The sequence below is a fragment of the Campylobacter concisus genome, from assembly GCF_002092845.1.
Taxonomy (GTDB): domain Bacteria; phylum Campylobacterota; class Campylobacteria; order Campylobacterales; family Campylobacteraceae; genus Campylobacter_A; species Campylobacter_A concisus_AQ.
Map to the genome: position 1 here is coordinate 1 of NZ_LVXF01000010.1, position 25427 is coordinate 25427.

Here is a 25427-nt window from a genome sequence, read left to right on the forward strand (position 1 = left end):
ACATCACTTTTAGCTGCTCATTCGCTTTAGCTTTATCACTCTCATCAATATCTAAAACAATTTGTTTGCCTATCCTGACATTTGATACGCCGCTAAATCCGAGAGAATTTAAAGCGTGCTCTACTGCTTTGCCAGCAGGGTCAAGGACCCCACTTCTTAATGCTATATTTACAACAGCTTTCATCTTTGTCCTTATGATAAAATTCTTCTTAAAACTTCTTCATAAGCAACTTTTACGCTACCAAGATCTTGTCTAAATCTATCTTTGTCAAGTTTTTCATTAGTTTTAGCATCCCAGAATCTACAACTATCAGGGCTTATCTCATCAGCTAAAATGATATTGCCATCTTTGTCGATACCAAATTCTATTTTAAAATCAACTAGTTTTAGATCTCTTTCGGCAAAAAATTTAAATAATATAGAGTTGATCTCTCTTGCTGTGTGTCTTAGAGTTTGAAGATCTTTTTCACTCTTTACTAATCCCATAATGATACAGTGCTCATCGGTTACTAATGGATCGTGCAAATCGTCGTTTTTGTAGTAAAACTCAACAAGTGTAAAAGGTAAAACTGTGCCTTCTTTTATGCCAAGTCTTTTGCTTAGTGAACCAGTTGCGATATTTCTAACAACAACTTCAAGAGGTATGATCTCGCATTTTTTGACTACTTGCTCAGTGTCGCTAATAGTCTCAACTAAGTCAGTCACGATGCCTTTGCTCTCTAAAAGCTTAAAAAGCTGTGTTGAAATTTTATTATTTAATGCGCCTTTTCCAGCTTCGTTGCCTCTTTTTTGAGCATCAAATGCTGTTAGATCGTCTTTAAATTCAGCCACAAGTAAATTTGCATCGTCTGTGGCATACATTTTTTTACCTTTTCCCTCGTAAATAAGCTCTCTTTTTTGCATGGAGATCTCCTTCTAATTTATTGTTTTATTTTTAAAATTTTGATCGTGTCAATTGCTGTTTTTAATTGAATATCTTCATCAACTTTTTTTTGCGTGATTATCTTTTTATCATCTTTTGCTTCAGTTTTATTGCCCTCGCTTGTAGGATTTATCTTGTTTAGCTCGCTTTTTAGGTGCGCTTTTAACTCGCTCTCTTTGATACTAAATGCACTATCGTCACTTTGCGGCACTTTGCCAGGATGCACGACTACATCAGGTGTTACGCCAACTGCTTGGATAGTTCTGCCACTTGGCAAGTAGTATCTTGCGATGGTTAGCCTTAATGCTTCGGTGTCATCTATCGGAAGGATTACTTGAACACTTCCTTTGCCAAAGGTGTTTTCGCCGATTATTACAGCACGTTTATGATCTTGAAGTGAGCCACTTACGATCTCACTAGCACTAGCACTTCCGCCATTTACTAGTGCAACAAGTGGTAGTTTTGAAAGAGTTTTACTAGCACTTGCTTTATACTCTACATTTTCAGATGCGTAGCGACCTTTTTGAGAGACGATGACGCCGTTATCTACAAAAAGATCAACCAGATCGACAGCTTGATTTAAAAGTCCGCCAGGGTTATTCCTAAGATCAAGTATGATGCCACTTGCTTTTGGATACTCTTTGATCGCTTCTTTTACCTTTGTAACAACATTTTTGTCAAAATTTGTGACACGCACGTAAAGAATGTTGTCATTTTCTATCATTTTTGCATAGACAGACTCAACCTTTATAAGATCTCTTATGATCTTTACATCAAATGGTTTTTGCTCACCTTTTCGCAAAATTGTGATAGTTATTGGAGTTTTTGGCTTGCCACGCATTTTATTTACAGCTTCATCTATCGTTGTGCCGATAGTTGAGTTCCCATCTATCCTTAAGATAATGTCGCCTGATTTTATACCTGCTTTATCAGCTGGGGTATCTTCTATCGGTGAAATAACGGTTAGTGCGCTATCTTTCATGCCAACTGTTATGCCAAGGCCACCAAATTCTCCACTTGTTTGCACTTGCATATCTTTGTAAGCTTTTTCGTTTAAAAAGCTTGAGTGAGCATCTAAATTTTGCATTAACCCTGCTATGGCTTTATCAATGATCTCTTTAAATTTAATATCATCAACATAGTATTTTTCAACGGTTGAAATTGTTTTTGTAAGCTTTGAAAGTGCTTCAAGCTTCGCACTTGCTTCGTCTTCAGTTTTAGCAAAAAGTGCATTCACTGCTACGCTTGAGATAAGCAAAGCACCTGTAATTTTTAGTGCAAAAAATCTACTAAATTTATTCAAAATTTCTCCTATAATTTTTGGCTCAATTCTATTAGCTTTTGGCTAAAAAAAGTATAAATTTAAGCTTATATTTTTACTTTTGGATAGTTTTTGATACAAATTTATAACGGTAAATTTTAGCAATTAAATAAAAAGAGTGACAAGCATTATAAAAATACTTGACAATATAAGACTAAAGTTATATAATGGCGATCATATAAAATAATCCAAGGAGATTTAATGGCTGATATAACAGAAAATTTAACAGCTCAGATGCAAGAAACTCTTGAAAAAGGTATTAGTTTAGCGATATTTTCTAAAAATCCGCAAGTTGTTCCACTTCATATTTTTTGGGCTTTGCTTGCAGATAGCAATTCCATTTTAAACCAAGTGTTTAATAAAATGAATGTAAGTAAAGATGCTGTCGAGCTTGAAGTAAAAAGTAAAATTTCTTCACTTCCAAGCAGCTCAAACGTTACAAAAGATAACGTTTCAGTTTCAAGAGAGCTTATAAACTCTCTTGAAAATGCAAAAGCTTTGATGGTAAGCATGGGCGATAGCTACATAGCTGTTGATACATGGATCATCTCATCTCTTGAACTTAGTGAGATTAAACAAATTTTAAGTAAATTTTGCGATATCTTGGAGATCAAAAAGAACCTTGAGAGTATAAGAGGCGGTAAAAAAATAGATAGCCAAACTGGCGATGATACGCTTGATAGCTTAGAAAAATTTGGCATCGATCTCACACAAAAAGCGCTTAATAAAGAGCTTGACCCAGTCATCGGCCGTGATGAAGAGATCACTAGAATGATGCAAATTTTAATAAGAAAGAGCAAAAATAACCCTATCTTGCTTGGCGAACCAGGCGTTGGTAAAACAGCTATCGTTGAGGGCTTGGCTCAAAAGATAGTTGCTCGCGATGTGCCAACAAGCCTTGCAAACAAGCGTGTCATCGCGCTTGATATGAGTGCAGTTGTAGCTGGTGCAAAGTATAGAGGCGAGTTTGAAGATAGACTAAAAGCTGTCATCGACGAGGTTAAAAAAGCTGGCAATATCATACTTTTTATAGATGAGATTCACACCATAGTTGGAGCTGGTGCGAGCGAGGGCGGAATGGACGCTGCAAATATCCTAAAACCAGCTCTTGCACGTGGCGAGCTTCACGCTGTTGGTGCGACAACATTAAAAGAGTATAGAAAATACTTTGAAAAAGATGCAGCACTTCAAAGACGTTTTCAACCAATAGACGTCAAAGAGCCAAGCGTAAATGAGGCACTTCAAATTTTACGTGGTATAAAAGAGCGCCTTGAAGTTCATCACGGCATCACGATAACAGATAGTGCGCTAGTTGCCGCAGCAAGGCTAAGCGACCGCTACATCGCAAACCGCTTCTTGCCAGATAAGGCGATCGACCTTATAGATGAGGCAGCAGCAGAGCTTAAGATGCAAATAGAGAGCGAGCCATACGAGCTTTCAAAGATAAAACGCGAGATCGTAACGCTTCAAGTAGAAAAAGAAGCTCTAAAGATGGAGGATGCGGATAAAAATAAAGAAAGACTTGGCGAGATCGAAAAAGAGATAGCTGACCTAAATGAGAAAAAGCTAGCGCTTGATACTAAATTTGAAAACGAAAAGGCTGTTTTTGGCGGAATTTCAAAAGCAACAAAAGAGATCGATAGCTTAAAATCACAAGCTGAGATAGCAAAAAGAAATGGCGATCTTCAAAAGGCTGCCGAGATAGAATACGGCAAAATAGCTGACGCTAAAAAGCACAAACACGAGCTTGAAGAAAAATGGGAGCACATGAAAAAAGAGGGCGTGCTTCTTAAAAATCAAGTCGATGAAGAGCTTGTGGCTGAAATTTTGAGCAAATGGACTGGAATTTCAGTTAAAAAGATGCTAACAAGCGAAAAAGAGAAATATCTGCGCATCGAAGAGCATCTAAGAGAGAGTGTTGTCGGTCAAGATGACGCACTACACGCACTTGCACGTGCTGTTAAGAGAAACAAAGCAGGGCTAAATGAGGGTCAAAGGCCGATTGGTTCGTTTTTATTTCTTGGTCCAACAGGCGTTGGTAAAACTCAGTCTGCTAAGGCTTTGGCTAAGTTCTTATTTGATGATGAGAAGGCGCTTATCCGCTTTGATATGAGCGAATATATGGAAAAACATAGCGTGAGTAGGCTTCTTGGTGCGCCTCCAGGATATGTAGGCTACGATGAGGGCGGTCAGCTAACAGAGGCAGTTCGCAGAAGACCTTACTCGGTCATACTTTTTGACGAGGTTGAAAAGGCTCACAAAGATGTATTTAACATACTTTTGGGAATTTTAGATGACGGACGTGCGACTGATAACAAAGGTGTAACGGTTGATTTTAAAAACACTATCATCATTTTAACTTCAAACATCGCTTCAAATTTCATAATGGAGCTAAAGGGCGAAGATCGTGATGTGGCTGTTAAAAACGAGCTTAAAAACTACTTTAAACCAGAATTTTTAAACCGTCTTGATGATACTATCATATTTAATCCTCTAAACGAACAAGGACTAATCTCTATCGTTGAGATCATGTTTAAAGAGCTTGAAAAAACTCTTCACAACCGCGGTATCAAGGCAGTTTTAAGCGAAGAGGCTAAGAAATTTATCGCAAAAGCTGGCTTTGACATAGTTTATGGCGCAAGACCTCTTAGAAGAGCGCTTTATGAGCTAGTTGAAGATAAGATCGCTGATATGATCTTAAAAGATGAGCTTGAAAGTGGCGATGAGATCACCATTGATAGCGATGGCGAGAAGATCATTATTAAGAAAAAATAACTTCAAATTTACTTGGCAGGTTGGATCAACTTGCCAAGCTTTCATATAAATTTATACAAAAAATATCTAAAAATAGGGCGGTTTTCGTTATTTAAAAATATATCTAAACGCCTAAAAATTTAGCAAGGGCAAAATAAAATATAACTGATGAGATAGCAGCTGCTGGAAGCGTGATGAGCCAAGCAAGAATGATTGGTCTTACCATTTTCCAGTTTGCATTTTTATTTACGATGCCGATGCCTAAAACTGCGCCTATTAGGATATGCGTCGAGCTAACTGGTATGCCAAGCTTTGTGGCTAGAAGTATGACGATACTTGAGGCAAGCTCGGCGCTAAAGCCAGTCGTAGGTAAAATTTCAGCTAGTTTTGAGCCGATAGTGGTGATCACCTCTTTACCTAAAAACCAAAGTCCAACGACAAGCGAGATACCAAAGGTTACCATTGCGATGCTTGGTATGGGTGAGCTTTCGTTTATAGAGCCAGTTTTTAGCACATCAAGTACGGCTGCAAATGGTCCAACTGCGTTTGCGATATCGTTTGCACCATGTGAAAATGCAAAAGATGAAGCGGTAAAAATTTGAAACCATGAGAAAATTCTATTGATGCTCTTTTCGCTATCATTTTTGCTCATGACGTTTATAATAGCAAGGCTTGCAAGATACGCTAGAGCCCCAATCACAAAGATGATCCAGACGGTTTGGATGATACTAAAGGCTAAATTTATATGCTCTAGCCCTTTAAAAAGCATCATCGATGAGATGACCATTGCTGCAAATCCAGCGATGATCGGGATGTGCTTTTTCATCGCTTTAAAGGTATCTATCTCTTTTTCACTATCTTTCATAATGCGGATTTTTGAGCGATACTCGCTGTATTCAGTGGTTTCGATCTCGTCCTCATCGATAACTGCAATCTTTGAAAGAGTAGCTATTTGCTCCTCAGCCGGCTTTGTTTTTAGTGCTTTTATGAAGCTTTCTTTATAAGCTTTTCGCTCAGCTTTTAGAGCTTTTAGATTCATTTTAAGTTCATGTGTTGGCTCAATAATCTTACTTTTTACGTAGCCAAATATTATGTAAGACATCACGCCGCCAAGCAGTGGTGAGACGACCCAGCTTACGGCGATCCTGCCGATCTCACTCCATGAGACCATGCTAAATGGTTCTGGATCTTTTATCATAAAACCCATAGCAAGTCCTGCACCAACGATGCCACCAACGATCGAGTGAGTGGTCGAGACTGGTAGACCTTTTTTGGATGCGTAAAATAGCCAAAGGCCTGAGCTAAGAAGGGCTGAGATCATGATGATGACAAATTTCATCGGGTTTAGATCGCTTGGAAATTTCACGATCTCGTTTCTAATCGTATTTGTAACCTCTGATCCTGCAAATATCGCACCGCTAAGCTCAAAAATAGCTGCGATGATGAGAGCTTGCTTAAGCGTAAGAGTCTTAGCGCCAACGCTTGTGCCAAAGCTATTTGCAACGTCATTTCCACCGATATTAAAAGCCATAAAAAGACCAAACATGCCAGCGATCAAGAATAAAAAGTAGTTATTTGTCGGGATGTACTGATAACCCCAAACGAAAAATCCAACGCTACAAATTGCAAAAATAACAAATGCTAATAAGTTATCTCGAAGCAATCAAGCCCCCTTATAAGGTTTTTGATAGGGATTATATCTTGAAAAATATTAAAGTTTTTAGAATTTTTCAACTTTAAATGATACTAAATTATCATATGTTAGAATCTGTAAAAATTTTTAAGGATAAATTTTGATTATAGCGATCGATCTTGGCTCAAACACATTTCGCGTAGCGCTTGTCAAAAAAGAGCAAAATGGCTTTAGTAATGAGCAAATTTACGAAAAGATAGTAGGAGCTGCTAGAGGGCTAAATGAAAGTGGCAAGATAGCAGATGAGTCTAAAAATAGGCTCTTTGAAGCGATAACAGAGGCTAAAAATAAATTTGACTTTGATAAATTTACATGCGTAGCAGTCGCGACTGAGGCTTTTAGGGTAGCGTCAAATAGCGAGGAAATTTTTAGCGAGATAAGAGATAAATTTGGCATAAATTTTCATATCATCAGTGGCAAAGCCGAAGCAAAGCTTACATTTTTGGGTGTTCAAAATGCTTTTAAAAAGCTTGGAATCAGTGAAAATTTTAGCGTCATTGACATCGGTGGAGCAAGCTCAGAGATTGGTGAAGATGGAAATTTTATGAGTTTTAAATTTGGCATTATTACATTTTTTGAGAAATTTAAAACACTTGATTTAATGCAAGAAAATGCAAAATTTTATACAAAAGATGCAAGAGAATTTTTAAATAGCTTAAAAAATAAATTTATCGTGCTGACTTCTGGTGTACCAACTACTATCTCAGCGCTACGACTTGGACTTAACTATGAGAACTATGATCCAAAAAAAGTAAGCGGATTTGAGCTTAGAGATAATGATCTTGCCTGGTTTGTAAATGAGCTTTTAAAGATGGATGATAAGAGTGCTGACGTGGCGGTTGGAAGAAACAGAAAGTATCCACTCATCGCTGGAGCCTTGCTTTTAGAGGAGCTTTTAAGTGGGCAAGAAGCAAAATTTTTAGTTATTGACGATGGGCTTAGAGAGGGTGTTGGAGTAGCCTATCTGCAAGGAAAATTTCAAGAAATTATCACAAATTTTTAGTTAATATTTCAAAAATTTAAAGGAGAGGAAATGAGTATAAGAGAGCAAATTTTAGCTGATATAAAAGAGGCTATGAAGGCAAAAGATGAGTTTAAAAGAGATACTTTAAGAACGCTAAATGCAGCACTTAAGCAGATCGAAGTTGATCAAAGGATCGAAATGACTGATGAAGTGGTACTTCCGCTACTTCAAAAGGAGATCAAAAAGAGGGCTGACTCAGTTGAGCTTTATATAAAAGGTGCTAGGGAGGATTTGGCTAAAAAAGAGCAGGGTGAGATTGAGCTTATTAAGGCATATTTGCCAGCACAACTAAGCGATGAAAAGCTTAAAGAGAAAATAAAAAAGATTATTGAAAGAGCTGGTAAAAATTTAGGCACTGTAATGAAAATAGCAAAAGATGAGATCGGAGCAAGTGCTGAAGCAAAACGCATAAGTATGATCGCAAAAGAGCTTTTGGATTAAAATCCACAATCTTATAAAACTTCTAATTTTGAAAACTTACTTCTAAATGTTGTAAGCTTTCAAAAAATCAAATAAGACTTTCATTTTAAAAAGATAATTTTAAAAGCATAATACTTAATACGAATATGTTAAAAGGTAAAATACAAGCTTTTTTATATATTTGTATTGAAAACTATAATTTTCAAATTATTATTTTAATTTTTTATTTTTTCTTTTATATGAATTTAAATATTGATTTATAGGCTTATTTTGGATTTTATCTTTTGTATGATTTTAATTTATCCATTAAATTTGACATAAAAATATTTGTAAGAAAATTAGTTAAATTTTACACTTTTCAAAAAATGTGAAATTTGTATTTATCTTATATATAACTTGAAATTTGATCTACCCTATTTTGAAAAAGTGAGCAAGAGCTATCTTTGGAGTTTATGGTTCTTGCTTTTAAGCGCGGAGCACTAACCTTGCAAAAACTGCAATAAATGTACATAAAGTGCTCGCTCAAGAATTAAATTTTATCGTCAAAAAGTGTGCGGATATCCAGTGTGTAATTTTTAGGCATAAAGATCGGCGAGTCTAAAATTTCAAGCAAGCCATCATCAAATGAGAGAAATTCCACTACTCTTTTGCGCCTATTATCAGTTTTTATGCTCATATCGGCTAGGTGCACTACCTTTACGATCTGCATTTTATCTGCCGTCCATTCAGAAAAAGCTAGAAATTTAGAGTCCTCTGAAAACAAAAAGCAAGCAGTAGCTCTTTCGCTAAGTAAAATTTGGTGGGTGATGTCATCTTTGACTAAATTTTGATCCAAATTTGATAGTCTTTTTTCGTGGTTTGAAGGCTCATTTTTTAATTTTAGACAGTGCTTGCTATTTATAAAAAGTCGTAGCTCGCCAAGGATTGGAGCGCCCATAGCGACCTCGCAGCCTTCAAATTTGGCGCTAAATTTGCCATCACTGCTACACGCATTTGCCTCATAGTCCCAAGCCGAGCTCATAAATTTACCTATTAAATTTGCCTGCCATGGCTTTGTAGATATTTAGCTCGTCTTGTAAAAGCGTGTATTTTGCTTTTAATAACCCTATTTTAGCCTCTAGCTCGCTGTTTTTAGCCTCCAAAAACTGCTTTAGCTCGACTTTGCCGTAGGAGTATTTTAGCTCGTAAATTTTTGAAATTTCCTCATAGTTTTTTATCTGCTCTTGATAGTTTATAAGCAGCGCTTCGTCGTTTAGATAGCCTTTGTAAAATGCGTCTATTTCGTTTAATGCGCTATTTAGAGTGCTTATGTAGTTTAGCTTTGCAAGCTCGAAATTTGCCTCGCTAACCTTTAAATTTGACTTTAGCTTGTAATAGTTTAAAAATGGTAAATTCAGAGCTATGTTGCCATTTAGAAATTTAAGGCTAAATGCGCCCTCTTTTGTGCTTGAACTACTTTTAATGCTAGCTCCTAGCGCGATGCTTGGATAAAAATCTTTTTGACTAGCTTTATAGTTTAGGATGCCCTCTTCTATGCGGTAAATGGCCGCTCTTAGATCAGGTCGGTTTGCTATGGCGCTTGTTGGCACATCTAGATCAACGCCCACTCTTTTAACGGGACTTAGTATGAGGTCTTCAAATTTAAGCTCAAATTCTGGCCTCTCATTTAGCAAAATCCTAAGCGTTTTTTTAGAACTCACTAGCTCTTTTTTGGCACTTTCTATCTTATTTTGAGCGCTTAGTTGCTGTGAGTTTGTCTGTTTTAGGCTTAGCGCCTCCTCTTTGCCAAGCTCAAATTTTAGCCTAACTATCTTATTTAGCTCATTATAAATTTCTGAAATTTGCTCATAAGTTTTTATGCTCTCGTTTAGATATAAAATTTGAAAATAAGCGTCTGTTACGGAGTTTATCACGCTTAGTTTGCTAGCTTCCAGATCAAATTTAGTAGCATCAGCTTCAAACATCGCTGCATCTTTGCTATTTGCTAGCTTTTGCCAAAGATCAAGCTCGTAGCTAAGCCCTATGCTTGAGCCAAAATTTCTGCTAGAAGCACCACCCTCTTTTATATTTTTGTTGCTTGATGCCTCAATGCCAACGTTAAAGCTTGGGATTAAATTTGCCTCCAAAATTCCAGCTTGAGCGAGTGCTTTATTTACATTTATCGCTGCTTTTGTAAGGTCGGTGTTATTTTTAAGCGCAAGTTCTACAAGCTCATCAAGGTAGCTTTGATGATACTCTTTCCACCAAGAAGTGTTTAAATTTAGCTCCTGGCTGGCGTTATCTTCAAGTAAAATTTGTTTATAGTTTTCATCTATATTTTTAACAGCGCAGCCGCTTAAAACGAGCACTAAAGCTAGGCTTAGAAATTTCATATTACTCCCTTGAAAGCGCATCTATTGGATTTAGTTTTGAGGCATTTTTGGCAGGCATGTAGCCAAAGATGATACCAATTGCCATCGACGTGACAAGTGCAAGTACGATTGAGCCATTTGAAAAGATCATGCTAAAACCATCTAAAAAGTTGTTGAAAATGTAGCCAATAGCGTAGGAAAAGGCTATACCAATAGCTCCGCCGATAAGGCAAAGTAGCACCGCCTCTATCAAAAACTGCTGCAAGATGTTGCTCTGTCTAGCTCCGATCGCCATTTTTATGCCTATCTCTTTGGTGCGCTCGGTGACCGAGACTAGCATGATATTCATCACGCCTATGCCACCAACCACTAGTGAAACTACGGCGATACTTGATATTAGAAGACGCATGGTTGATATCGTCTCTTCGATAGTCTGCTTGATGCTATCAGAATTTCTTGTAAAGAAGTCTTTTTTGCCGTGTTTTATCGTTAAAAGATCGGTTAGGCTCTTTTCTGCGATCTGAGCATTTACGCTTTCATTTACTTTTACGGTTATTGAGCTAATAAATTTATCGCCCGTTATCTTGTTTATCACAGTCGTATATGGAGCATAAATTTTAAGTGAGCTAGCATCGCCGATTTTAAACTCATCTTTTTGCAAAACGCCTATAATGCGAAGTGGCTTTTTGTTAAAAAGAATAATCTTACCGATAGGATCTTCGTTTTTAAATATGCTATTTTTGGTGTTTTGATCTATTAGTGTGACAGAATCTGAGTTTAAAACCTCCTCATCATCGTAAATTCTTCCCTTTTCTAGTTTTAGTCCATTTACGTCAAAGCTCCCTACTCCACCGCCTTTTAGTGTCGCTGTTAAGGAGATATTTTCATACGTTAGTATGCCTGAAGTACTTGTATTTGGAGTGACTGAGTCCAGAAATGACTGCTTTGAGAGCATATTCGCATCACTTATAGAGAGCGTTTTTACCCTGCCTGAGAGCATATCGCCAAAGCCTTTTCCTGGCATTATGTCGATCGTATTTGTACCGATCTTTCTGATACCAGCTAAAATTTGCTCCTGTGAGCCTTTGCCAAGAGCTACAACGCTAATGACTGCAGTGATGCCAATGATAATACCAAGCATAGTAAGAAGCGATCTTAATTTATGAGCTAGCATCGCATTTACTGACATTTTAAAGCTTTCAATTAGCTGATCTTTATAGTATGTAAATTTACTTTTTTCTGGCTGAGTTTGCTTTTTGGCCTCAAAAATTTCACTATTTTTTATATTATCACTTACGATGTTGCCATCTTTTATCTCGATCACTCTACTCGCGTACTCGGCGATCTTTGGATCGTGCGTGACGATGATGATGGTGTGACCTTTTTTGTAAAGATTCACTAAAATTTCCATCACTCTAAGCCCACTTTTGCTATCAAGCGCTCCTGTTGGCTCGTCAGCCAAGATGATCTCACCGCCATTCATTAGTGCCCTTGCTATGGATACTCTTTGCTGTTGTCCGCCTGAGAGTTTATTTGGTAAATTTTTAGCCTTTTCGATAAGGCCAAGAGAGTCTAAAATCTCCATTCCTCTTTTTTCTCGGTCGCTCTTATTTGCCCCTGCGTAAATGCTAGGAAGTGCGACATTTTCAAGGGCGTTCATCGTGCTAAGAAGGTTATATCTTTGAAAGATAAAGCCAAATTTATCTCGTCTAAGCTTAGCAAGTGCGTCGCTATCAAATTTTGATATATCTTTGCCCTCTAACAAGTACTGCCCGCCACTTGGGCTATCAAGGCAACCAAGGATGTTCATCAGAGTTGATTTACCAGAGCCAGACTGACCGATAATGGCTATAAATTCGCCCTTTTTTATCTCTAAATTTATGCCATGAAGAATTTCTATTTCATTCTCACCTAGCTTAAAGCTTTTTGTGATATTTTTTAGATTTATCACTTAAAACTTCTTATTTTCTTTTTCGATCATCTTGGCTATTTCGCTCGCTGAGCCTTGTGATGTGATGATCTCGTCACCCTCGTTCACACCGCTAATGATCTGCGTATCGAGGTTGTCTTTTATGCCAGTTTTGACCGCTGTTTTTACCGCTTTGCCATCTTTTAAAACATAGACAAATGTGCCGTTTTCATCTCTTTTGATGCCGATGCTTGGTACGATGATAGCGTCCTTTACATTTGCTATTAAAAGCTCATTTTGTGTTGTCATGCCTATTCTTAAAATTTTATCTTTATTTTCAACTATGCTTTGTGCGTAATAATAAACAGCTGAGTTGCTTGAAGTGCTTGAGCTTGTGGATTTGCTACTACTGCTAGAGCCGTAGCTACCATCGCTTAATGTCGTTAAGCCAGGGTCGATTGAGCTAACCGTTGTTTGAAATTTTTTCGTTGGCTCAGAGAGGATCGAGTATTCAACTGGCGTGCCAACTTTTATCTTTGTGATGTCGCCCTCGGCTATTTGCATCTTCATCTTAACATAGCTAAGATCTGCGATCTTTACGATAGTTGGCGTAGTTTGATTAGCATTTACAGTCTGTCCCTCTTCAACCTGCACGCTTACTATTATGCCATCTCTTGGGGCGGTGATCTTTGTGTAGCCTAAATTTATCTTAGCAGTACTTAGCTCGATATTTGTCTGCTTGATCTGAGCTTCAAGCTCCTTTATCTTGGCACTATTTGCGCTATAAGTATTTTTTGCGCTTTCAAATTCTTGTTTTGAAGTGGCGTTTTTGGCAAAGAGTGCTTTTTCTCTATCAAACTGCGTTTTTGCAATGTTTAGAGCCACTTTTGCGCTTTCAAGCTGAGCTTTGTAGATAGCAAGCTGAGCTTCTTTATTGTCTATGCTATTTTGCTGGGTCGAGCTATCGATACTTGCGATCATATCGCCTTTTTTGACCTGATCTCCAAGCTTAATGTAGAGTTTTTTTATCTGGCCGCTCACCTGAGCACCCACATCAACTAGCTCGGTGGCGAAAATTTCTCCAGTCGCATCGACTTTTTTACTGAATGAACCTTTCTTTGCCTTTTTGGTAATAAATTCCACCTTTTCATCTTTTATCTTAAAAAAATTATCATAGATAAAATATCCACCGACGCCTAAAATAAGCAGGATTATTAAAATTTTAGATTTTTTCATTACTTCTCTTTGTAAAAAATTGGTCAATTTTACTTAATAAGATTAAAATTCTCTTTAAACTTCCTCTTTTGCCATGCCAGCCTCTATCAAAAACCTACTTGGTTGGTAGGTCACCTTCTTTATCTTGTCGTATTTTGCATAACTTAGATATAGCTCGTCTTTTGCTCTAGTTACTGCCACGTAAAAGAGCCGTCTTTCTTCTTCTAGGCTGCCACCCATGCTCATTAGCTTTAAATTTGGAAAGCGGTTTTGCGCGAGATCGACGATAAAGACTTGGTCAAACTCAAGCCCTTTACTCGCATGCACACTAAGCAAGCTAACGCCCTGCCCTTCGCTCATCTCGTTGCTTCCAAGGGCTAAGAAGTTATAAAATTTACTGATATCTTGATATTTTTTAGCTAGCTCGCTTAGCACCACGCTCTTTGCCATTATGCGCTCTTTGACCTCTTCTTTTAGAGCTAGATCGACGTTGCCGTTTTTTAGAGTTGCCCTTTTTGTGCTGATGTTTTCGACGATTAACGAGTAAATTTTGCTAGTTTTTATCTCATTTATCATCGTGGCTGGCTTTGAGATATTTCTCATGCCTCTTAAAAAGTTGTAAATTTCATATAAAAACTGCGCCCCACTCTCGCTTAGCTTTTGTAGTTTTAGCACTGGATGGCCTAGGAATTTATCGCTAAAGCCAAGCTTAGAAAACCTTGAAACCTCGGCAAATTCGTCAAGATCGTCAAAAAGGCCTAGCTGGTAGTTTCGCCTTTTATTTGATGAGATATTTACGCTCTCGTCTGGCTCAACTATCCCTTTTATTAAATTTCCATGCCCAAGCTTAAGTAGCGCATCAAAAATTTCTTTGCTAGCTGCGCTGCCAACGCCCTTTGCGTATTCGCAGATGTGGATAAATGCCATTATATCTTTTGGATTGACATAAATTCCCATGATGTCGATAAGCGCCTTGATCTCGCGGCTCTCAAAAAAACTCACCCCACCCTTTCGCTTTGAGCTGATACCTCGCTCTTTTAGCGCAACCTCGATACCGTCCGCTGATGAGTTATTTCTAAAAATTATGGCGATATTTTCTCTATTAAATGGCGAAAGCGAGATGATATCAGAGATGTTTTGATACTGATCAAAAAGCTCGTTATAGACAAGTAGCCTTGGAGACTTGAAATTTCCCTCGCGGCTAACTGTGAGGTGCTTTTCATAAAGCCTTGGGTTGTTGTTTATGACCTTGTTTGCAAGGGCAAGTATGCTTGAGCTTGAGCGGTAATTTACATTTAAAGCGTAGATATTTGCGCTTGGGAAGCGATCTTTAAACGAGCCTATTATCTCGATATTTGCGCCGTTAAATGCGTAGATGCTCTGGTCAAAATCGCCCACGCAAAAGAGGCTCTTTGTCGCAAATGCGTCTATTAGGCTGCCTTGAAGCGTGTTTGTGTCTTGATACTCGTCGATCAAAATTTCATCATAAGCTAAATTTGCTCCCTTTTTTAGCTCGTCGCGCATTTTTATAAGAAGGTCGTTAAAATCAGCGTAAGCAAATTTGGCCTTCTCAGCCTCAAACTCCTCTAAAATATCTTCATAAATTTCAGCGTAAACGCCCTGCTCTTCGCTCTTATCGCTTATCCATTTACCAAATGTTGTGCCTTGCTCACTGTTTTGAAATAGCGAATAAAGGTCGTATAGATATGCCCCGCCGTAAGGCTTGACGTCGCTTAAATGGTAAAATTTACGCCTCTCAACAAGACTTTTTAAAAGCGTCTTTAGCTCGCTTGGCTGTTTTAGCGTGACGCCTTTATCAAGGCTTTTTAAAAGCGAAAATGAGACCGAGTGGAAGGTGCCTGCGGTGATTTTGGAGGTGATTTGTTTATCAAAATATCTATTTAAGCGCTCTATCATCTCGCTGGCTGCTTTGTTGGTGAATGTTAGAAGTAAAATTTTCTCTGGTTTTACGCCTAAATTTAGTAGATGAGCGATGCGTGCGACAATCGTGCTAGTCTTGCCAGTGCCAGCTGAAGCGATGATGAGATTGTGTCCAAATGGCGCAGTTGCGGCGGTGTATTGTTCTTTGTTTAACCTAGATAAGGGCATTGTTTCCTCTTTTTTAAAAAGGGCTAATTATAGCTACTTAAACTTTAACAGCTATAATCACGCGGATGAAAAAGTTTAAATTTCTAAAATTCCTTGCCCTATTTTTGGCTTTAGTGGTTACTATTTTTTTGATACTTGATCAAATTTATCCACTAAATTTAGATGTGCTTAAAAAAGACGAAGCCAAAATTTTGCTTGATAAAAATGGCGAGATCATAAATATGAAGCTTAGTAGCGATGGAATTTGGAGATTTCACGAGCAAAGCTTCCCAAGCTCGCTAAAACAATGCGTCGTACTCTTTGAGGATAGGTATTTTTACTACCATTTTGGGGTAAATTTTGCCTCCATTTTTAGAGCATTTTTTCACAACCTAAAAAGAGACAACCGCATAGGCGCTAGCACTATCACGATGCAAGTGGCCAGGATGCTTGAACCAAATGAGAGGAGCTATAAAAACAAGATAAGAGAAATTTTTAGAGCTTTTCAGCTTGAGCTTCACTTTAGCAAGGATGAAATTTTAAATTTTTATCTAAATTTAGCCCCATATGGCGGTAACATCGAGGGTGCAAAGGCGGCAAGTTTCTTTTACTTTGGCAAGGAGCTAAACGAGCTTAGCTACGCTCAGGCAGCACTTTTAAGCACAATACCTAAAAATCCAAATAAAAATAGACTAGACCGCGTTTCAAACATAAATGCCTTAAAAAACAGGGTCATAAAGATGCTTTACAAGGCAAATTTAATAGATCTTAGCGCCTTTAAAAGAGCACAGGCTGAGCCATTTAAAAATGTAAGAGCAAAAGCTATCGTAACAGCGGAAGATTATGCAAATGTCGCCTTTAAAAACCAAATTTCAAAAGCGAGTTTGGATCTAAATTTACAAAAAGATATGCTTAAAATTTTAAAAGATGCGATGTTTTTGCTAAAGGCTAAAAATGCAAACAACGCCGCAGCTGTGGTCATTGATAATAAAAAAATGAGTGTCGTAGCCTTTATCGGCTCACACGATGAGCACGCACGTGATGGCAAAAACTCAGCTCTAAATATGAAGCGAAATACTGGCAGCACATTAAAGCCTTTTATATACTCACTTGCGCTTGATAGTGGGCTTATAACGCCAAATTCGCAGTTAATAGACACGCAAATTTATATAAAAGAGTATGCTCCAAAGAATTTTAGTAATGATTTTTTAGGTATCGTAAGTGCGAAAGATGCTCTAAATTTTAGTCTAAATATCCCAGTTATAAATTTAAACTTAAAGCTAAAAGACAATTCGCTTTACGAACTACTTGAAAAGGTAAATTTAGTAGATGAAAATAAGGAGTATTATGGAGCTTCTATAACGCTTGGAAGTGCTGAAATGAGCCTGCTTGATCTTGCTCATCTTTATACTATTTATGCAAATGACGGCATTTATAGACCACTTGAGTTTGCAGGAAAAAACTACAAAAATGAAGAGAAAAATGTAACTCTAATCTCGCCTCAAAGTGCCTATTTAACCGCTAAAATGCTAAGTGAAGCCTCAAGATCGTATCTAAAAAATGCTTGGCAGTACGCCCAAAATACGCCAAAGATCGCTTTTAAAACTGGCACAAGCGCAAACTCACGTGATCTTTACGCAATAGGCGTTGATGAAAATTACACAATTGCTATTTGGATTGGAAATTTTAATGCCAGTAAAACCGATAAATTAACAGGACTAAATGATGTATCAAAGAGTCTTTTTGATATATTTAAGATAATTGCTCAAAAAGAGAAGTTAAGATTTATGAGTGAGCCAGATGGCATTGAAAAAGTGCCAACCTGCCTTGATACCTTTAACTATGAAAAGTGTAAAAAAATGGCGCTTGATGATAGGATAAAGGGTGTAGATTTAAAAGATAAATGCGAAAGTTTAAGAGGCGAAGAGCTTGATTTTTTGGTTAAAAATGAGCTTTTGGATAAAGATGAGATACAAAAAAGTCCTTGTGCTGAAATTTTTAAAGATAAAAAGCCAGTTTTTGCCTATCCATATGACAATGAAGAGATAGTGACAGATGAAAATATTACACAAGTTATGGTAAAATGCTACGCGTTTTTAGGCGATGAAATTTACCTAAAAATAGATGATTTGAACTTTTCTAAGATAGAAAATGCAAGCGAAAAAAAGTTTGATCTAACTCTTGGTGAGCACAGCATAAAATGCCTTGATCAAAACTCAAATCAAAGTGAAATAACAATAAAAATAAGGAGATAAAATGTGGCAAAAAGTAGCACTTCTAGCACTTTTGGGAATGACAAATTTATATGCTTTGAGCCTAAATGGCACTGCGCAGATAAAATCGCCACTAAGCGTAGAGTTTGGACTAGAAGATAAAGTTGATAAAAATTTTGTTGGTATGCTAAGCGATAAAAAGCTACTTTTGTGCCAACCAGCATTAAATGGTACGGTTAGATTTAATAATCAAAGCCTGCTGCTTTTTACAAAAGATATGCATGCTGGTTTGGATTATAGCTGCAAGCTTGAAAACGGAAGCACTGCTAGTTTTGCCACGAAAGAATTTGAGCTAACAAAGATAGAAAAAATAAGCGATAGCAAATATATAGTTAAATTTAATGATGAAGTAAATATTGAAGCTATCAAAAATATTGTTGTAAAAGATGCGAAATTTAAAGTGATTGAGCTTTCTAACAATAGCTTTGAGCTTAATCTTGATAAAAATTTAAGCAATCCAGTTTTTGATTTTGGTGAAAAATTTGAGAGCAAATTTGGCGCAACGCTTTCAGGTGAAACGATAGTAAATTTTGCCGATGAAATAAGCGAAGAAAGCGTAAATATAAATGATAATGCAAAGAGTCTTGAGATACCAGAAATTTATCCAGTAAGCCTTGATAATGGCATCTTGGGCTTTAGAATTTATTTAAAAAATTGGCTTGATGACGACATTAACTTAAAAAAATTTATAAACATTAAAGGCGTAAAAAACTTTAGCATTAGTGACGTTAAATATAGTGACAACTATGAAGAAAACTCAGAGCTTAGCGAATATTATTACTACATTGATATTACAAGTGACGATTTTAAGCCACAAAATAGTTATGAAATCACAATTAAACCCGGTTTTGGCGATGATAGAAATGTAGTAAGAGAAGAAAGTAGCTATGAAGTAGTAGCTGGCAATTTTACTCCATTTGCAAATTTTATAAATAATGAGCCATATATCTCAAGTGTTGGCGAAATCGGTATCAGAAGTGCAAATTTGCCTGAGTTAAATGTAAGCATTGAAAAGCTAAGCGATCAAAATTTTAGATATTTCTTAAATTTTAATGACAATAACGAAGAGTTAAGCAACTTCAGCACAAAAGTGGCAAGCAAAAGCTATAAACTTGATGGCGCATTAAATGAAATTTCTCTAAATAAAATCAAACTTGACTTTGCTGGAGCTGGAGACGGCGTTTATAAGATAAATTTAAACTACAGCAAGGATAAGAGCGTCTCAAAAGTAGTCTATCTAAGCGATATCGCCGTAAATGCAAAGCTTGGCAAGGATGAAATTTTCGTATTTGCAAATCGTCTTGGCGAAAATACAATGCTTCCAAATGCAAATGTGAAAATTTATGGCAAAAAGAACGAAGAAATCGCAGTTGGTGCGACAAATGATATAGGCGTTTTTAAATTTAACAAAAAAGATATTTATAAAGATATCTCTTCGGTAGTTGTCTCCCTTGGAAAAGAGCAAAATTTTCTTATTTTAAAAGAAGACGAAGCGCTAAATGAAGCGAAATTTATGAGTCAAAATGCTAGTGAGAGTATTGATGCGTACGTTCATTTTGCTTCAAATATCATAAGACCAAATGAGAGTTTAAAGGGCACAATCTATCTAAGAGATAGAGATTTTAATCCTTTAAAAAATATGCCTATAAAGATAAAATTTTTCGATCCACAAGGCAAAAGTAGTGCTGAAATTTCAAAAAATACAAATGACGTTGGCATGGTAAATTTTGAAAAAGAGATACTAAGCGATCTAAGCGGTAGATTTAATATGCAAGTAATTTACGCAAGCAAAGTGATCTCAAATGTGCCATTTTTTGTTGAGAGTTTTATGCCAAATAGGATAAAAAATGAGATAACGCTTGAGAGGGATAAATTTTTCGCAAATGAGCTTATTAGAGCAAATCTAGCTAGTAACTATCTCTTTGGTGGCGCTGCTAGCGAGCTTGATGGCAGTATGCAGGTGAGCTTTTTTGATGATGAATATAAAAATAGCGAGTTTAAAGAGTATAAATTTAAAAACAATACGCTAAAACCAAGCGCTTATCCATCTTTTGAAAACGATCTCACTCTTTCAAAAGATGGTAAATCAAGCCAAATGATAGATCTTAGCTTTAGCACTAAAAATGCCTCTTCTATCATAACAGGCGTGATAAATTTTAATGTAAATGATGATGGCAAAAATTTAAGCGACACAAAAAGCTTTACGCTCTATCCTTATAAAGATATGGTTGGTATCACAGCAAGCACGACATTTGCTGAGCCAAACGAAGATGTAAAAATAAGAACGGTTGTAGTAGATATGTCAAGTCAAAAGGCCGTAAAATCAAATTTAAAATTTGATATAAAACGCGTTACTTGGCAATACCAAAGAGATGCAAATGGGTATATAAAGTGGTTTCAAACGCTAGAAGATGTGGATAATTTTTATAAAGACAATGGCGAGTTTAGCTACAAATTTACACAAAGCGGCTCATATGTGATCATCGCTACAAATCTAGTAAGTGGAGCAAGCACAAGCCTTGATATGGACGTAAGTGGCTACAACTACTCGACTCTAGCACCAACAAAAGAGCTTAGCAAATCTCAAATCAAACTAAATAAAAATATCTACAAAAAAGGCGATGAACTAAGTGCTGATATAAGCTCAGCTATAAAAGAAGGCATCGCTCTTGTTACACTTGAAGATGGTGGCGTGAAAGCTTACAAGGTTGTTAAGATAAAAAACAACTCAGCAAATGTGAAATTTAAACTTGACTTTGAATTTAGTGGACTTTACGTGAGTGCAAATATCTACCGTATGACAGATGGCGGATTAACTCCGTTTAGGACTTACGGCAAGGTTTATGCTAAAGCTGATAAGTCATCAAGGGTACTTGATCTAAGTCTTGATGCGCCAAACACGGCAAAAAGCGATGAAAACATAAAAATTTCTCTAAAAACAAAGCCAAAAGCTTATGTGAATTTATTTATCACAGATGTTGGCGTGCTTGATATAACGTCACAAAAGCCAGCTGATCCACTTAAATTTTTTGACAAAATTTTACCAGATGGCGTCTTTGACTATGACATTTATAATATGCTCACAAACTATAAGGTTGAGGGCAAAACTTTAAGCTTTGGTGGCGATATGGCTGCACTTGCCATGGAGGCAAAAATGGCAAAACATGCTAGCCCTATTGATAGCAAAAATATAAAAACATACGCAAATTTAGTAAGCCTTCAAGCTGACGATAATGGTGAAATTTCATACGAGTTTAAAACGCCAAATGGCTTTAACTCTGCCATTAGAGTAGATGTCGTGGCAAATAATGAAAATAGCATGAATGCAGTAAATAAAGAAATTTTAGTAAAAGATGATGTGATTATTAAGCCAAGTGCGTTAGTTTATCTGTTAAAAGGCGATGAGCTAAATGCAAACTTAAGGCTCATAAACACAACAAATGAGGATAAAAATTTAACCATAAAAGTGGCTAGCAGTAAAAATTTAAACATCAAAACAAAAGAAAATGTAAATTTAAAGCCGCTTGAAAATAAAGCCTTTACATTTAAAATTTCAGCTCTTGAAGCTGGAGCTGGCGAATACAATATAACAATAAGCGACAAAAACAGCTCAAAAACAGCTCAAAATTTACTTGATGTGGTTAATCCTTATACGATTAGCACCTATGCAAAAAGTAGCGTCTTTGACAAAGAGAGCATGATCTCGCTTCCAAAAGGCTTTCACAATGTTAGTATGGATGCGTCAAGCTCGGTTTCAAGCGTGCTATTAGCAGCTTCTAAAAATTTAGTCGAGTATCCTTATGGATGTGCGGAGCAAAGGAGCTCAAGACTGCTTGCACTTTTAAATTTAAAGCCAAAAGATGAGCTTGAAAAAAATGATCAAAGGAGATTTATTGCAAGCGGTATGAGTGAGCTAATTAAGATGCAAAAACCAGATGGTAGCTTTGGCTACTGGAGCGATCTAAGTAGTACAAATGCATTTGCTTCGATCTATGCAACTGATGTGCTGCTTGATCTTGAAGAGGCTGGATATGAGCTAAATAAAAATGTAAAGCAAAGAGCATTAAATTCGCTCTTAAAATATACAAACACAGACATTGAAGCCCTATATGCTATTTATGTAAGCTCCCGCGCAAATGTTGCTGATAAATCAGTGCTAAATAAAATTTATGACCACAAAGCTTACAATACGACTGCACTTAATAAATATCTAATGGCAGCGGCTCTAAAGCTTAACGGCTTAAATGACGAAGCAAAGGTGGCGCTAAAAGATATTAAAAAAGCTCAGATAGCTGATTACAGCAGGGATTATTCTAACTTTGGCTCAAAGATGAGAGACAATGCATTTATCTTGTATCTGCACGCAAAATATTTTGAGAAAAACGACTACTCAGATGATCTTGCAAATTTCTTGATCACAAATTTAAATGAGCTTAGCTCAACGCAGGAGCGCGCTTTTACACTTAGAGCGCTAAATGCCTACTTTGGCAAAGATGTTGGCGAGAAAAATAATAAATTTAAACTTAGCTACAATGGCGAAAGCAAAGAATTTGACGGCCTTTTAAGCGTATCATTTACAGCAAAAGATGGAAATTTTACCATCACTCCACTTGGTGAAAACAAGCTATATGCCTCCATCTTAAGCTACGCTTATGTGCCACTTGAGATCAAGCATAAAATAGAGCCAAAAGAGCTTGATATTTATAGAACGTTTGTCGATGAAAAAGGCAAAGAGCTAGGTCTTGACAGCCTAAGAGTAAATGATGTTGTCTATTCAAAAATAGTGATAAATTCTAAAGCTATGGTTAAAAATGGTGTAATAAACGAGATAGTAAGTAGCTGCTTTGAGCCAATAAATGAAAATCTAAGTGGCTTTAATAAGAGTCTTAAAGATAGCATTGAGCTTGAATATCAGAGCATAAAAGATGATCGCGTTTTAAGTTTTTATGCACTAGATAGTGACAAGAGAGAGGCTGTGCTTTACACACCTTATCGTGTAAGACTTGGCGGCAAATGCTCGCTTGGTGCAGTCACAACTGAAAATATGTATAACGAAAGACAAAACGACTACGACCTAGCTCAGCGAAGCTTTACTGTCAAATAAGCCATATAAATTTTGGGGCGTTTAACCGCCCCAAGCCCATATTTCCCCACTTTTGCAAAGATTTTTTTAAACAAATTTTAGATAACATTAAGCATTTTTTAAACGAAACTGAGGAGACAAAAGTGGCAGAATTTTACAATGCAAAAGAGATAGAAGATAAATTTTACAAAATTTGGGAAGAACGCGGATACTTCGAGATAGACGCGAACAAAGATATCCAAAAAGATGGACGTAAATTTTGCATTATGATGCCACCTCCAAACGTGACTGGCTCGCTTCACATCGGACACGCGTTAACCTTCACGTTGCAAGACATAATGACGCGCTACAAAAGAATGGACGGCTACAAGACACTTTGGCAGCCAGGACTTGATCACGCTGGCATCGCCACTCAAAACGTCGTTGAAAAGCAGCTTTTAGCCCAAGGTATCAAAAAAGAAGAGCTTGGACGTGAGAAATTTGTAGAAAAAGTGTGGGAGTGGAAAGAAAAAAGCGGCGGCATGATCGTCCATCAGATGCGAAAACTTGGCATCACTCCAGCTTGGTCACGCCAGAGATTTACCATGGATGAGGGCTTAAGAAAAGCTGTGAAAAAAGCCTTTGTAAATTTATACGACAAAGGGCTGATCGTTCAGAAAAACTACATGATAAACTGGTGTACGCATGATGGGGCGCTTTCTGACATCGAGGTCGAGCACAAGGAGAATAAAGGCAAGCTTTATCATTTGAGATATTATTTTGCAGACAAGCCAAGTGAATTTGTTGTTGTTGCAACAACTCGTCCAGAAACCTACTTTGGCGACACCGCCGTAATGGTAAATCCAAACGACGAGCGCTATAAAAATTTAATCGGCAAAAAGGTGGTACTACCTATCATAAATAGAGAGATCGAGATCATCGCAGATGAGCACGTTGATATGGAGTTTGGAACAGGCCTTGTTAAGGTCACGCCTGCGCATGATCAAAACGATTACGAAGTTGGCAAAAGGCACGACCTTGAGTTTATCACCGTATTTGATGAAAAAGGCATTTTAAACGACAAGTGCGATAAATTTGCAGGTCTTGAGAGGCTTGAGGCTAGAGATATCGTAGTAGCCGAGCTTGAAAAACTTGGCAATGTTGAAAAGATAGAAGACTACGAAAATCAAGTAGGCTACTGCTATCGCTGCAAAAACGTCGTCGAACCATATATCTCAAAGCAGTGGTTTGTCAAAAAAGAGATCGCAGATGAAGCGATACAAAAGGTCTCAGAGGGTCTTGCAAAATTTTACCCACCACACTGGATAAACAGCTTTAACGCGTGGATGAGAGAGCTAAGAGACTGGTGTATCTCACGTCAGCTTTGGTGGGGACATCAAATTCCAGTATTTTACTGCGATGATTGCGGTCATATGTGGGCTGACGAGGATGAGCCATGCGAGTGTAAAAAGTGTAAAAGTAAAAATTTTCACCAAGATCCAGACGTGCTAGATACGTGGTTTAGCTCTGGTCTTTGGCCATTTAGCACACTTGGCTGGGGCAATGAAAATGAGCTAAAAAATGAAAAATGGTTTGAGGGGGACCTCGCTGAGTTTTATCCAAACAATCTTCTCATAACTGGCTTTGATATATTATTTTTCTGGGTTGCTAGGATGATGTTTCAGGGTGAAAATGCCCTTGACAAGCTGCCGTTTGATGATATTTATCTGCACGCGCTTGTAAAGGATGAATTCGGCAGAAAGATGAGTAAAAGCCTTGGCAACGTCATAGACCCGCTTGATAGCATAAATGAGTATAGTGCCGATATCTTGCGCTTTACGCTAACACTTCTAGCCGTTCAAGGACGCGACATCAAGCTAAGTGACGCCAAGATGAAGCAAGTAAGAAATTTCACCAACAAGCTTTATAATGCGAGCAAATATCTCATGCTAAATGAGAGTAAATTTGAAAATTTAGAGGATATCAAACTTCAAACAAAGCTTGGAATTTATATGAATAGCCGCTTTAACGAGTGTGTAAGAGAGGTACGCGAAAATATCGACGCCTACCGCTTCAATGACGCAGCAAACACACTTTATAAATTCCTTTGGGACGAGTTTTGCGACTGGGGTATTGAGCTTAGCAAGGCTGATAAAGCGAGCGTAAAAGAGCTTGGAAGTATATTTAAAGAGGCGATGAAACTACTAAATCCTTTTATGCCGTTTCTTTCAGAGTATCTATTTCAAGAGCTTAGCGGCACACAGCTTGAAAATGCAAAATCAATAATGGTTACGAGCTATCCAGAGATAAAAGAGCGAAATTTAGAGGTTGAAAAGAAATTTGAGCTAGTTATCGAAGCGATCGTGGCTATTCGCCGTGCAAAAGCGACCATCGA

Annotated in this window: 15 protein-coding genes; 6 read left to right on the top strand and 9 right to left on the bottom strand. The window is 37.3% G+C overall.

Translation table 11 applies throughout. The features are described 5' to 3' along the window. The 3 genes from purS to A3854_RS03170 form a co-directional block, all read right to left on the bottom strand. The coding region (gene purS / locus A3854_RS03160; RefSeq protein ID WP_084041277.1) for a phosphoribosylformylglycinamidine synthase subunit PurS at positions 1-184 on the bottom strand (184 nt) is incomplete at its 3' end. 8 nt (positions 185-192) lie between these two features. Continuing rightward, complete coding sequence (purC, locus tag A3854_RS03165) at positions 193-903, bottom strand: phosphoribosylaminoimidazolesuccinocarboxamide synthase (protein ID WP_021091373.1); 711 nt, start codon at positions 901-903, stop codon at positions 193-195. Between the two features lie 17 nt (positions 904-920). Beyond that, positions 921-2237 carry a S41 family peptidase gene (locus A3854_RS03170; protein ID WP_374057394.1) on the bottom strand — a complete coding sequence of 439 codons (1317 nt, stop codon included), beginning with the start codon at positions 2235-2237 and terminating at the stop codon, positions 921-923. 207 nt (positions 2238-2444) lie between these two features. Between A3854_RS03170 and A3854_RS03175 the strand changes: the two genes are divergently transcribed. Beyond that, positions 2445-5018, top strand: coding sequence for an ATP-dependent Clp protease ATP-binding subunit (locus A3854_RS03175; RefSeq protein WP_084041279.1), 2574 nt, complete (start codon positions 2445-2447; stop codon positions 5016-5018). A gap of 103 nt (positions 5019-5121) precedes the next feature. Here A3854_RS03175 and A3854_RS03180 read toward each other — a convergent pair whose 3' ends face one another. After that, positions 5122-6660, bottom strand: a complete 1539-nt coding sequence (locus tag A3854_RS03180) for an inorganic phosphate transporter (RefSeq protein WP_084041280.1) — start codon at positions 6658-6660, stop codon at positions 5122-5124. 130 nt (positions 6661-6790) lie between these two features. Between A3854_RS03180 and A3854_RS03185 the strand changes: the two genes are divergently transcribed. After that, positions 6791-7693: a Ppx/GppA phosphatase family protein gene (locus A3854_RS03185; RefSeq protein WP_084041281.1), complete on the top strand. Its 903-nt coding sequence runs from the start codon at positions 6791-6793 to the stop codon at positions 7691-7693. A gap of 30 nt (positions 7694-7723) precedes the next feature. Then, positions 7724-8155: a GatB/YqeY domain-containing protein gene (locus A3854_RS03190; protein ID WP_084041282.1), complete on the top strand. Its 432-nt coding sequence runs from the start codon at positions 7724-7726 to the stop codon at positions 8153-8155. Positions 8156-8663: 508 nt separating this feature from the next. On the opposite strand, the gene A3854_RS03195 is transcribed toward A3854_RS03190, so the two are convergent. Genes A3854_RS03195 through A3854_RS03215 form a run of 5 tightly spaced genes read right to left on the bottom strand, consistent with a single transcriptional unit; the run spans position 8664 to position 15718 of the window. Next, positions 8664-9155 (bottom strand): flagellar protein, encoded by a 492-nt coding sequence (locus A3854_RS03195; protein WP_084041283.1) that lies wholly within the window; start codon positions 9153-9155, stop codon positions 8664-8666. A 4-nt stretch (positions 9156-9159) separates the two neighbouring features. Next, positions 9160-10506: a TolC family protein gene (locus A3854_RS03200; protein ID WP_084041284.1), complete on the bottom strand. Its 1347-nt coding sequence runs from the start codon at positions 10504-10506 to the stop codon at positions 9160-9162. A 1-nt stretch (position 10507) separates the two neighbouring features. Next, positions 10508-12436: a MacB family efflux pump subunit gene (locus A3854_RS03205; RefSeq protein WP_084041285.1), complete on the bottom strand. Its 1929-nt coding sequence runs from the start codon at positions 12434-12436 to the stop codon at positions 10508-10510. Then, positions 12437-13630: an efflux RND transporter periplasmic adaptor subunit gene (locus A3854_RS03210; protein WP_084041286.1), complete on the bottom strand. Its 1194-nt coding sequence runs from the start codon at positions 13628-13630 to the stop codon at positions 12437-12439. Positions 13631-13684: 54 nt separating this feature from the next. Continuing rightward, positions 13685-15718, bottom strand: a complete 2034-nt coding sequence (locus tag A3854_RS03215; protein WP_084041287.1) for an ATP-dependent helicase — start codon at positions 15716-15718, stop codon at positions 13685-13687. Positions 15719-15783: 65 nt separating this feature from the next. Here A3854_RS03215 and pbpC point away from each other — a divergent pair, with 65 nt between their 5' ends. The 3 genes from pbpC to A3854_RS03230 form a co-directional block, all read left to right on the top strand. Beyond that, positions 15784-17952, top strand: a complete 2169-nt coding sequence (pbpC, locus tag A3854_RS03220; RefSeq protein WP_084041288.1) for a penicillin-binding protein 1C — start codon at positions 15784-15786, stop codon at positions 17950-17952. Position 17953: 1 nt separating this feature from the next. Then, positions 17954-23074 (top strand): alpha-2-macroglobulin family protein, encoded by a 5121-nt coding sequence (locus tag A3854_RS03225; RefSeq protein WP_084041289.1) that lies wholly within the window; start codon positions 17954-17956, stop codon positions 23072-23074. 122 nt (positions 23075-23196) lie between these two features. Further along, positions 23197-25427 (top strand): valine--tRNA ligase (locus A3854_RS03230; RefSeq protein WP_084041290.1); only part of this gene is annotated, 2231 nt, incomplete at its 3' end.

Excerpts from the sequence above, each read along its gene's own strand:
- purC (WP_021091373.1), bottom strand. The coding sequence starts at position 903 with ATGCAAAAAAGAGAGCTTATTTACGAGGGAAAAGGTAAAAAAATGTAT.
- A3854_RS03175 (WP_084041279.1), top strand. The coding sequence starts at position 2,445 with ATGGCTGATATAACAGAAAATTTAACAGCTCAGATGCAAGAAACTCTT.
- A3854_RS03190 (WP_084041282.1), top strand. The coding sequence starts at position 7,724 with ATGAGTATAAGAGAGCAAATTTTAGCTGATATAAAAGAGGCTATGAAG.
- A3854_RS03195 (WP_084041283.1), bottom strand. The coding sequence starts at position 9,155 with ATGAGCTCGGCTTGGGACTATGAGGCAAATGCGTGTAGCAGTGATGGC.
- A3854_RS03200 (WP_084041284.1), bottom strand. The coding sequence starts at position 10,506 with ATGAAATTTCTAAGCCTAGCTTTAGTGCTCGTTTTAAGCGGCTGCGCT.
- A3854_RS03210 (WP_084041286.1), bottom strand. The coding sequence starts at position 13,630 with ATGAAAAAATCTAAAATTTTAATAATCCTGCTTATTTTAGGCGTCGGT.
- A3854_RS03215 (WP_084041287.1), bottom strand. The coding sequence starts at position 15,718 with ATGCCCTTATCTAGGTTAAACAAAGAACAATACACCGCCGCAACTGCG.
- pbpC (WP_084041288.1), top strand. The coding sequence starts at position 15,784 with ATGAAAAAGTTTAAATTTCTAAAATTCCTTGCCCTATTTTTGGCTTTA.
- A3854_RS03225 (WP_084041289.1), top strand. The coding sequence starts at position 17,954 with ATGTGGCAAAAAGTAGCACTTCTAGCACTTTTGGGAATGACAAATTTA.